Annotated in this window: 12 protein-coding genes; all 12 read left to right on the top strand. The window is 52.3% G+C overall.

Translation table 11 applies throughout. From position 1 onward, the window contains the following. Positions 1-378 precede the first annotated feature (378 nt). Entirely contained in the window at positions 379-879 is a 501-nt protein-coding gene (locus tag O71_RS15885) for a hemerythrin domain-containing protein (protein WP_007658702.1), read from the top strand. A gap of 2 nt (positions 880-881) precedes the next feature. After that, entirely contained in the window at positions 882-1,700 is an 819-nt protein-coding gene (locus O71_RS15880) for a DUF2249 domain-containing protein (RefSeq protein WP_007658700.1), read from the top strand. A 326-nt stretch (positions 1,701-2,026) separates the two neighbouring features. Continuing rightward, positions 2,027-2,458: a hypothetical protein gene (locus O71_RS15875; RefSeq protein WP_155800954.1), complete on the top strand. Its 432-nt coding sequence runs from the start codon at positions 2,027-2,029 to the stop codon at positions 2,456-2,458. Between the two features lie 28 nt (positions 2,459-2,486). After that, positions 2,487-3,353 carry a hypothetical protein gene (locus tag O71_RS15870; RefSeq protein ID WP_040574423.1) on the top strand — a complete coding sequence of 289 codons (867 nt, stop codon included), beginning with the start codon at positions 2,487-2,489 and terminating at the stop codon, positions 3,351-3,353. Continuing rightward, complete coding sequence (locus O71_RS15865; RefSeq protein ID WP_007658699.1) at positions 3,313-3,633, top strand: metal-sulfur cluster assembly factor; 321 nt, start codon at positions 3,313-3,315, stop codon at positions 3,631-3,633. The genes O71_RS15870 and O71_RS15865 overlap by 41 nt, the downstream gene beginning before the upstream one ends. A gap of 161 nt (positions 3,634-3,794) precedes the next feature. Then, positions 3,795-4,127 (top strand): Rrf2 family transcriptional regulator, encoded by a 333-nt coding sequence (locus O71_RS15860; RefSeq protein WP_007658697.1) that lies wholly within the window; start codon positions 3,795-3,797, stop codon positions 4,125-4,127. A 46-nt stretch (positions 4,128-4,173) separates the two neighbouring features. After that, positions 4,174-5,217, top strand: a complete 1,044-nt coding sequence (gene nadA, locus O71_RS15855) for a quinolinate synthase NadA (RefSeq protein WP_007658696.1) — start codon at positions 4,174-4,176, stop codon at positions 5,215-5,217. A 108-nt stretch (positions 5,218-5,325) separates the two neighbouring features. Then, the gene (nadB, locus tag O71_RS15850) at positions 5,326-6,513 is read left to right on the top strand and encodes an L-aspartate oxidase (RefSeq protein WP_007658695.1); all 1,188 of its coding nucleotides are present in this window, start codon (positions 5,326-5,328) and stop codon (positions 6,511-6,513) included. Continuing rightward, a complete protein-coding gene (locus O71_RS23420) occupies positions 6,480-6,881 on the top strand; it encodes an L-aspartate oxidase (protein ID WP_007658694.1) in 402 nt (133 codons plus the stop codon). The genes nadB and O71_RS23420 overlap by 34 nt, the downstream gene beginning before the upstream one ends. Before the next feature lie 94 nt (positions 6,882-6,975). Continuing rightward, complete coding sequence (locus tag O71_RS15845) at positions 6,976-8,520, top strand: PAS domain S-box protein (RefSeq protein WP_007658693.1); 1,545 nt, start codon at positions 6,976-6,978, stop codon at positions 8,518-8,520. A 6-nt stretch (positions 8,521-8,526) separates the two neighbouring features. Next, on the top strand, positions 8,527-8,973 hold the full coding sequence (locus tag O71_RS15840; RefSeq protein WP_007658692.1) for a response regulator: 447 nt from the start codon (positions 8,527-8,529) through the stop codon (positions 8,971-8,973). A 178-nt stretch (positions 8,974-9,151) separates the two neighbouring features. Then, positions 9,152-10,381: an ATP-binding protein gene (locus O71_RS15835; RefSeq protein WP_007658686.1), complete on the top strand. Its 1,230-nt coding sequence runs from the start codon at positions 9,152-9,154 to the stop codon at positions 10,379-10,381.

Below are 10,381 nucleotides of genomic sequence, written 5' to 3'. Positions count from 1 at the left end.
ACCCCCAGGATTAACAGGATTCTCGTGCACGATTAACCCACCCCCAGCCCCTCCCAGGAGGGGAATTTTGGGGAATGATTCGGACAGGTCGCGACCTGTCCCTATAACTGGGAAATCATTTGTTGAGAGTCCCCCTTTGAAGGGGGTAGGGGGATGTTAATCATACACAGGTAAACAGTAGCCCCAGCGCTTATACCTGAAGAAAAGGAGCAACCGAAGATTCCCCTCTTGGGAGGGGCAGGGGTGGGTTTACATCAGTGAGCAAACATCCAGATGACCAAGAGCAAAGAAAAACAACCCTTTCCAACTCCCCCTCCTGTTTTAGGGGTAGGGGCCCTTGAAAAAGGAGGGGGTCGGGGGAGGTAAAACACTACCACTATGACAACTGCAACCAAACCACTGAAACGCGACAAGAGCCTGGTGCCGCTCTCACGGGAGCACCACTTCGGACTGTTGTTCTGCTGGAAGCTTAAGCAAGGCTTAGCCAATGGCACTTCGCTGGAAGTCATGCGCCAGTACATCCAGTACTTCTGGAAAAATGTGCTCAAAGCGCATTGCCGCGAAGAGGAGATCATCCTCAAAAGACTGCTGCCAGAAGACGATGTAAATTCGCTTCGGCTGCACGAAGAGCACCAGTTGATCGAAGCCATCATCGGCCTGATCAATAAACAGAAAACGGTGAACACCTCGCTGGTGGCCACTCTGCAACAGGACCTGACCGACCACATCCGTTGGGAGGAACGCGAGCTGTTTCCATACCTGCAAACAGTGGCCGATCCAGAAGAGTTGGCGGATGTAGGCCGCTTGCTGGAGCACGACCTGCAGGAACCGAAAGACGAGTTCACGCCCGCTTTCTGGGAGCACAAAAAGGTAGCCTAGCCATGGAGCTTTCTGCCACCACCCGCATCTCGACTATTCTGCGGGAGAACCCTGCGGCAATAGAGGCTATCGTGTCGATCAACAAGCACTTTGAAAAGCTGCGTAACCCCGTGCTACGCAAAGTGCTGGCATCACGGGTCACCATCGCCGACGCTGCCCGCATAGGAAAGTGTAGGGTGGAGGATTTTTATGAAAAGCTGCAGCCGCTGGGCTTCAGTGTCGCGTCAACACCAACTCACAACAAAAGGGCAATACCCATGGAAACCGATGTTTTGGAAAGACCTGCCTTTATGGAGAATCTAAAGGCAACAGACACCATCGTGCTGGACGTGCGCGAGACCATTGCCAAGGGCGACGACCCCTTCCTGCAGATCATGGATGTGGTGAACAAGCTGAGTCCCGAGCAGGTGCTTTGCATTGTGAACACCTTCGAACCGATTCCGCTCATCGCGATCGTGCGCCCCAAAGGCTTCGAGTACTATACCGAAACGCTGGGACCGAATTTGGTGAAGACCTATTTTAAGCGACAGGGTGTAGGAGAGAAATTGGAGGTCGCTGATTCCAGGACCGAAGAGAATTTCGATGAGGTTTTGGCCAGTTATAGCGACACACTACAGCACATCGATGTGCGACAAATGGAAATGCCCCAACCGATGGTGTCTATACTTAACGCATTGGAAACACTTCCAAAAGACGGGGCGCTGTACGTGCATCACCGTAAGGTACCGCAGTTCCTGTTGCCGCAACTGGCGGAGAGGGGATTTAAAGTGAGTATAAAAGAAGTAGGGCCAAATGAGGTATACCTGTTGATATATAGATAAAGCCCTCGCTCGCGTCCCTCGAATGTGAGCTATCCAGTGGCGTCCCGCCACTTGTACTGACAGGTATAACTCCAAGCGGCCAGAGTCCGCCAAATAGCTCACACTCGCCAGAGGCGAGCGAGGGCAAGAGTATGGATAGCTAAATGCCGGACCAATGCTGTCTTTTTAGATGACTTATGTCATTTCGACCATCGGGAGAAATCTGGAAATTGTGAACAGAAATTAATGATCCAGATCTCTCAATTCTTTCGAGATGACATATACGGCTTATAGCATGTGATACCAAACCATTAATAACCAGCAATTAACAATAAATAATTACCATCATGAGCGCCGCAACTACTTCCAATTCACCATCTAAATGGCTTGTGCTGCCGCACTACGCCTTCGCGGCGGTGACCTTTGTGGTGCTTTGTCTGCTGCTGGTATTCTCCACCGATTCCTTCGGCGGACACTACTTTCATCCCAAGCTGCTCACGATGACACACGTGGCGGCATTGGGCTGGGCTACGATGATCATCTTCGGTTCGGTTTACCAACTGCTGCCGGTGGTGCTGGAAGTGAGACTCTACAGCGATAAATTAGGTATGGTAGCATTTGCGATGCTGTCAACAGGTACAATCCTGCTCTCCATCGCCTTCTGGAATTTCTGGGTGGGTACCATCATGCACCTTGCGGCCTGCCTGCTTTTTGTCTCATTTTTACTTTTTGCCTATAACGTGGTGCAAACTGCCCGGCAAGTGAAGAAGTGGGGGTAGAAGCAGATTTTATGGTTACTTCAGTTGTATGGCTGGTGGCTACGGGCTGGTAGGCGTATTGATGGTCTTCAACTTTCAGTATCCTTTTCTGCCGCAGGACCATGTGCATTATTTGAAACTGCATGCGCACTTAGGTATGGCGGGTTGGTTCCTGCTCCTGATCGTGGGCGTAGGTTCCAAACTGATTCCGATGTTCCTGCTGGCACACCCTGAAGATACCCGAAGCCTGAACTGGAGCTATTACCTGATCAACGGTGGATTGGTCCTCTTCGCGGCAGACCACTTGTTTGTACACAAAGGCTACTATGCGCTTTATGCGGCTATGGTAGTGTCCGGTATAGGTTGCTTCCTCTACTTTCTGTACCAGGCCAAATGTCTTGCCAAACGGCCTGACCTGGATCTGGGCATGAAACAGACCTTCGTGGCGCTGGCCTTGCTGGTGCTGCCTATTGTGCTGGTCTTTGTGGTGACATTGCAGCTTGGCTTACCACAGCACCTGTTGTCTTCGCTATACCTGGTGTATGGGCTGTCCATCTTCTTCGGCTTTGTATCGGCGCTGATTCTGGGGCAGACCTTCAAGACGCTGCCATTCATCGTCTGGATGCACAGCTACGAAGACTATGTCGGCCGCTTCAAAACGCCCATGCCCAAAGACCTGTATAGCGTGACGCTGCTGCGCTGGCAGAACATCGCCTATATTGTCGGTCTGGTGGGTTTGCTGGGAGGGGTGCTGCTGGCAGAGCAAACAGTGATCCTGCTGGGGGCGATACTGCTGTGCATAGCAGCGGTGCTGTATGCGGGCAATGTGTTTAAGGTGCTGCTGCACAAGGTGAAAGATTTAAAACCATTTGGATATGAAAACGCAGGAACAGGAGCTCGTCAACGAAGCGTATGAGGCGCTCAAGTATATCATCGACCCTGAAATAGGTATAAACATTGTCGACCTCGGACTGGTATATAAAGTAGTGGTCGACGAAGATAAGGAGGCACTGCGGGTGGAGTTGACACTGACAACGCCGGGTTGCCCCATGAGTGGCACCATTACCACGGCGGCCGAGCAAATGCTGCACAAGCGTTTTCCAAATCTGGAGATAAAGGTGGAGTTGGTATGGCTCCCACCATGGACACCCGAGATGATAAGTGAGGAAGGAATGCGATTACTGGGAAATACCTGATAAATTTGCGATCCGAGCACAGGATATAAAGACAAGGTTATGCTTTCGAAAACAACAGAATATGCCCTGCGGTCCATTGTATACATCGCGATGGCCGACGATGAAGGCAAGCGGTAGGCATAAAGGAAATAGCGAACGAACTGGAACTGCCGGCCCATTTTATGGGCAAGATCCTGCAGGACATGGTGCGCAAAGGCGTGATCGCGTCTATCAAAGGTCCCCATGGTGGTTTCTTCCTGCACCGTCCCGCCAATGAAATCAGCATTCTGGAAGTAGTGCGCCTGATCGATGGGCTCGAGGCTTTCAAAAAATGCGGTATGGGCATGAAGCAATGCTCCGACAAGCACCCTTGTCCGCTCCACGATGAGATCAAAGTTTACCGCGATCACCTCTTGCAGGTGTTCCGCGACAAGACTATACAGAGCCTGGTAGACGACGTGAAAACCGGAAAATATTTCATCAAAAACCAACCTGAACCAGTGCTGAACGGCTAAGCTCAAGCTGACCTGAGGCACAGCTCAAACAATTCTAACACATAACATGACAGCGACCCTGACACAGGGTGCCTTCTCTGAAAAATTCAGAGCCATGCACCCTTTTGCCCAAACCGAAGAGATTGCCGCCTTGCAGGAGGCGGTGGAAGAGATCCGGGAACTGAAGCGTGAGAAGAACGCGGTGATCTTGTCCCACTTCTACATGTCGCCCGAACTGCAGGTGCAGCACGTTGATGGCGGTATAGCCGATTTTGTGGGTGACTCGCTCGGACTGAGTGTGGCCGCCAAAAGTGTGGAAGCTGATAACATCATTTTCTGCGGTGTGAAGTTCATGGCCGAAACCGCCAAAATACTCAACCCGGCCAAGCAGGTATTGCTGCCGAACTTTGAGGCCGGTTGTTCGCTGGCTGAGAGCATCACCGGGGCCGACGTGCGCAAGCTCAAGGCGCAGTACCCGGGTGTGCCGGTGGTGGCCTATATCAACACCTACGCGGAGACCAAAGCCGAAGCCGACATCTGCTGTACCTCCCGCAATGCCCTGAACATTGCCCGTTCCTTCGACTCCGACCGGCTGATTTTCCTGCCAGACTTGTTTATGGGCCGCAATCTGCAGACCCGCATCAAAGCGGAGACAGGCAAAGAACTGATCCTTTGGGAAGGTAAATGCGAGGTGCACGAACAGTTCACACCACAGCGTATTAACGGACTCAAAATGATGTATCCCGAGGCCCAGGTACTCGTGCATTGGGAAGTGCCGGACGACACCGTAGCCGATGCCCTGACAGGAGCCGGCGGCGTGGTGGGCAGCACATCGGATATCCTGCGTTTTGTAGGTGAGAGCCAGTCACGGCAGTTCATCTTGGGTTCGGAGTGTGACTTAGGGGCGACCCTGCGCGGCATGTATCCGGAGAAAGAATTTATAGTGCCATGCATCAAGTGTCCGCACATGAAGCAGATTACGATACAGCGTACGCTGCAGGCATTGCGGGCCATCGGCACGGAAGCGGAGCGGATGTATACCGTAGATCTGGCGGAGGATATTCGTCAAAGAGCCTTGCTGCCGATCGAGCGCATGCTGGCCTTTTCTTAGAATTTGAAGTTTTGAAATTAAGTGAGGTCGATAGGTGAGGCAACAATCAGTTATGGTGAGAAATCCTATGGTCCTTTGCCAACACAACCCTAGTCCAGTTCATTAAAAATGAAAGTGCCAGATTTTGATTTCGTGGTGTTGGGCAGTGGCATTGCAGGGCTTACGTTTGCCCTGCAGTCCGCTGCCCATTCCCGCGTACTGGTGCTTTGCAAAGCTACCCTTTCCGAAACCAATACGGCCTACGCACAGGGCGGTGTAGCCGCCGTGCTCGACCCTAACGACACCTTTGAACAGCACGTGCAGGACACGCTCGAGGCGGGCGCAGGACTGTGCCGGGAAATGGCTGTGCGCTTTATGGTGCAGGAGGCGCCTGCCGCTATCCGCTGGCTGCAAGGTATGGCCGTGGGCTTCGACAAGGACGGATCTGGCGATATGGCCCTTGGGCTGGAAGGCGGCCACAGCCATCACCGTATTGTGCATGTAAAAGACCACACGGGACGCAGCATACAGCAGGCCTTGGAGGAGGCGGTGCGGCGACATCCGAACATTTCGGTGCAGGAACATCAGATGGGTATAGAACTACTCACGGATACCAGCGACACAGGTACGTTTTGCTATGGCGTACAGGTGCTGGATCTGCACACCAACGAGGTTCGGTCTATACAAGCGCAAGCGGTGGTGCTGGCTACCGGCGGGGCGGGACAGGTATACCAGTACACCACTAACCCAGGTATAGCCACCGGCGACGGACTGGCCATGGCGGCCCGAGCAGGAGCCGAGATCCGGAACATGGAGTTCTTCCAGTTTCACCCGACAGCGCTTTACCAACCAAACGGGGAGGTATTCCTGATCAGTGAGGCGCTGCGGGGTGCTGGGGCGGAGCTGGTCCTGCCCGACGGCAGCCACTTTATGCACCTTTATCACTCCATGGCTTCGCTGGCTCCCCGCGATATCGTGGCCCGCGCAGTGCTCACCGAAATGCAGCGCCACAACAGTCCTTGTCTATACCTGGATGTGCGCCATCTTCCGGCCGGAAAGGTGCGACAGGGTTTTCCTTCTATTTATCATAAGTGTGCCACTATTGGCATTGATGTAGAAAAGCACCTGATACCCATCGTGCCGGCAGCGCATTACCAGTGCGGCGGCGTGAAAGCAGACCTGCGCGGACGAACTTCCATTGACCGCCTGTATGCGATAGGAGAGGTGGCCTGCACAGGCGTGCATGGGCAAACCGACTGGCCAGCAACTCGCTGCTGGAGGGGGTGGTGTTTGCCCGGAGTGCAGCAGAGCATGTAACGGACATCGTCGCAAATCAGGAAGGGGCTATACCTGATAGTACTGAAGAAAAAGAGTATGTCGGTGCCTTGTGGTTGGGTATGCGGGCTGAGGTAGCACGCAGCCGTGCTAAATTACAAAAGTTACTTTGGGAACAGGCCGGCATTGTCCGTTCAGTCAAAGGCCTGCTGCGCTGCCAATCCGAAATTGAGGCGCTACAGCGGAAGGCGAAAGGTATACGGGAACTGACAGGTATACAGCAGGAGGTGCTGGAGCTCCAAAACCTGATCACAGTGGCCGGGCTGATCACAGATGCTGCCTTGCTTAGGCGTGAAAATGTGGGTGGGCATTTCGTAAAGGAAAACTTATCAGAATTATGCGCTGTATAAGACCAGAACCAAATGAAGCTATGGTATAATATGGGACTCTGCGCTTCCTTTGACATTAAGGCCGTAGTGCGTATATTTAGCAAAAGAAATACGCGTGAAAGAACAAGACCATTCCGATAACCACCAAATAGACAGCGAGTCACGCTTAAAAGCCATCATCGAAACGGCTATTGACGGCATCATTACCATTGACCGGAGAGGTGTCATCGAAACCGTAAATCCGGCGGCAGCCCACATTTTTGGCTACCATCCTGAAGAAATCATCGGACAGAACGTAAGCGTACTCATGCCGGAACCCGATCATAGCCTGCACGATACCTATCTTGAAAACTATCACCGCACAGGGGTAGGGCAGATCATTGGAAAAGGGCGCGAGGTACTGGGTAAGAGGAAGAACGGTAAGGTCTTCCCGTTTCTGCTCAGCATCAGCGAAGTGAACCTGCACGACAAGCAGATCTTCACAGGTGTGATCCACGACATTTCAGAACTCAAAAAAACGGAGGCTGCCCTGCGTGAAAGTGAGAGCCGCATCAACTCCATCATCCAGACCGCAGTAGACGGCATCATCACCATCGACACGCGTGGCGTCATCGAAATGGTTAATCCCTCGGCATGCAGGCTATTTGGTTACGACGCTTCAGAAGTACTGGGCCGGAAGATCAATATGCTGATGCCGGAGCCGGACAAGAGCCTGCATGACAACTACATGCATCACTACCACGAGACGGGTGAGAAACGCATTATCGGAATAGGACGTGAGGTATCCGGCCTGAAAAAAGACGGTACCATTTTCCCGCTATACCTGAGCATCAGTGAAGTGCAGCTCTCAGACCGTAAGGTATACACTGGCTTCATCCACGACATCACAAGACAAAAAGTAACAGAAGAGCGCCTGCGCCGCTACGCTGCCGAACTGGAGCGAAGTAACCGGGAATTGCAGGACTTTGCCTACGTTTCGTCACACGACTTGCAGGAGCCGCTGCGCAAGATACAGGCTTTCGGTGACCGACTCAAGATGAAGGAGTACGAGAACCTGAGCGAGCAGGGCAAGGACTATGTGGACCGGATGCTCAACGCCGCCAACCGCATGCAGAACCTGATCAACGACCTGCTCACGTTCTCCAGGGTGACGTCCCAGGCGAAGCCTTTCTCTAAAACAGACCTGAATCAAATTGCAAGGGAGGTCGTTTCAGATTTAGAAATTGCCATAGAGCGCAACCATGCCAAAGTAGAGATAGGGCCACTACCCACTATCCAGGCCGAGCCGACGCAGATGCGCCAACTGCTGCAGAACCTGATCAGCAATGCCATCAAGTTCCGCAAAGAGGAGGTAGACCCGGTAGTGAAGGTATACGCGAAGGAGCTGCAGCTGAAAGCCCACATGACCTCCACGCCAGGCGACGAGCTGGTGGAGCTGCACATCGAGGACAACGGCATCGGCTTTGAAGAAAAGTACCTGGACCGGATCTTCAACATCTTCCAGCGACTGGAAGGGCAGAAATACGAAGGCTCCGGCATTGGACTGGCCATTTGCCGCAAGATTGCGATCCGCCACGGAGGTGATATCACAGCCAGGAGCAAACCGGGGGAAGGAACGCATTTTATTGTTACCTTAGCAAAAACTCACCTGAAGGAATAAACGCCTATGAAATCGAATAGACCAATCGTGATACTGATAGCTGACGACGATGCCGAGGACCGCATGCTCATAAAAGAAGCGCTTGACGAGAACCGGCTGAGTAATGCGATTCAGTTTGTGGAGAACGGCGAGGAACTGATGGACTACCTGCACAACCGCGGAAATTTCGCTGACAAAGGCAAGTACCAGACACCCGGCCTGATCCTGCTTGACCTCAACATGCCCAAAAAAGACGGTCGTGAGGCGCTGAAAGAGATCAAAGCTGACGATCACCTGCGCGTGCTGCCGGTGGTGGTGCTGACTACATCCAAAGCGGAAGAGGACATCCTGCGCACCTACGATCTGGGCGTGAGCTCCTTCATTACCAAACCAGTTACTTTCACAGCCCTGGTAGACGTAATGAAAACCCTGAGCAAGTACTGGTTTGAAATAGTAGAACTGCCGAAACCCTAGTAAGTTTAGGAGTTGGGGAGTTTGAGAGTTTAGGAATTATGAATTTTCAGTTTTGAGTTGATGAAAGAATGAGACTCAATCACTTAGTTAAGTCAATTCAACTTTCTAAAGCTGTTACCCTACTCTTAACCCCCTAAACTCCCCAACTCCTAAACTCTCTAACTCCCAAACTCAAAATATGCCTGACAGAATTCGTGTTTTGCTGGTAGATGATGATGAAGATGACTTCATCATTGCGCGTGATATCATGGACGATATACCCGGGCACAATTACGTGCTCGATTGGGCGCCGTCCTTCAACGAGGCCATCAGCATAATCAGGGAGCAGCGACACCATGTATACCTGGTCGATTTCAGGCTGGGGGCGCATGACGGACTGGAGCTGATCACGCAGGCTGTGAACGAAGGTATAACAGCACCGTTCATTTTGCTAACAGGTCAGAGCGACCGTGAAACGGACGAAAAAGCCATGCGGGCCGGTGCGCAGGACTACCTGGTGAAAGGCACTTTCAATCCATACGACCTGGAGCGCTCGATCAGGTATAGCATAGAGCACGCCAAGAGCCTGGCCGAGATTCAGAAGCTGAACACGGAACTGGAACAACGGGTAGAGGACCGCACACAGGAGCTTGCCGCTGCCATACAGAACCTGGAGAAGGCCAATAAGACACTTAAAAAAGCGCAGCAGGAGATTTACAAAGCCCTGCAAAAGGAGAAGGAACTGCATGAGCTGAAGTCACGCTTCGTGACCATCGCCTCACACGAGTTCCGGACTCCGCTCAGCACCGTGCTTTCATCGGCCTCACTGATCACCAAATACAAGTCTGCCGAAGATGATGAAAAACGCCTGAAGCACGTAGGCCGCATTAAGTCCGCCGTTCATAACCTGACCAATATCCTGAACGATTTTCTGTCGATCAGCAGGATGGAGGAAGGTAAGATTCACAATGTGCCGAGCACGTTTGACCTGCAGAGTTTCGCAGCAGAGGTAGTCGACGAAATGCAGGGCTTCCTGAAAGAGGGGCAGCGCATTGATTACCGGCACGAGAGTGAACAAATTACCGTATACCTGGATAAGCAACTCATGCGCAACGTCATGATCAACCTGCTCTCAAACGGAAGCAAATACTCAGGAGAGGACAGCACGATCTGGTTTACAACAGACATCAAGGGAGACGCAATAAGGCTGGTTGTGCGTGACGAGGGGATCGGTATACCTGAAGGGGACAAAGCACACCTGTTTACGCCGTTTTTCAGAGCGCAGAACGTCACCAATATACAGGGAACGGGTCTGGGCCTTAATATTGTAAAAAAGTACGTAGAGATAATGGGCGGCGAGCTGCACTACGAAAGCGAACTGGACCGCGGCACTACTTTCACCATCACATTGCCATACACTACCGCATAA

It is taken from the genome of Pontibacter sp. BAB1700 (genome assembly GCF_000277005.1).
Taxonomy (GTDB): Bacteria; Bacteroidota; Bacteroidia; order Cytophagales; family Hymenobacteraceae; genus Pontibacter; species Pontibacter lucknowensis.
This window is presented reverse-complemented; position numbering and strand designations above follow the sequence as displayed.

Coding starts and splice junctions, on each gene's coding strand:
- O71_RS15885 (WP_007658702.1), top strand. CDS start 379: ATGACAACTGCAACCAAACCACTGAAACGCGACAAGAGCCTGGTGCCG.
- O71_RS15880 (WP_007658700.1), top strand. CDS start 882: ATGGAGCTTTCTGCCACCACCCGCATCTCGACTATTCTGCGGGAGAAC.
- O71_RS15875 (WP_155800954.1), top strand. CDS start 2,027: ATGAGCGCCGCAACTACTTCCAATTCACCATCTAAATGGCTTGTGCTG.
- O71_RS15870 (WP_040574423.1), top strand. CDS start 2,487: ATGGCTGGTGGCTACGGGCTGGTAGGCGTATTGATGGTCTTCAACTTT.
- O71_RS15865 (WP_007658699.1), top strand. CDS start 3,313: ATGAAAACGCAGGAACAGGAGCTCGTCAACGAAGCGTATGAGGCGCTC.
- O71_RS15860 (WP_007658697.1), top strand. CDS start 3,795: ATGGGCAAGATCCTGCAGGACATGGTGCGCAAAGGCGTGATCGCGTCT.
- nadA (WP_007658696.1), top strand. CDS start 4,174: ATGACAGCGACCCTGACACAGGGTGCCTTCTCTGAAAAATTCAGAGCC.
- nadB (WP_007658695.1), top strand. CDS start 5,326: ATGAAAGTGCCAGATTTTGATTTCGTGGTGTTGGGCAGTGGCATTGCA.
- O71_RS15840 (WP_007658692.1), top strand. CDS start 8,527: ATGAAATCGAATAGACCAATCGTGATACTGATAGCTGACGACGATGCC.
- O71_RS15835 (WP_007658686.1), top strand. CDS start 9,152: ATGCCTGACAGAATTCGTGTTTTGCTGGTAGATGATGATGAAGATGAC.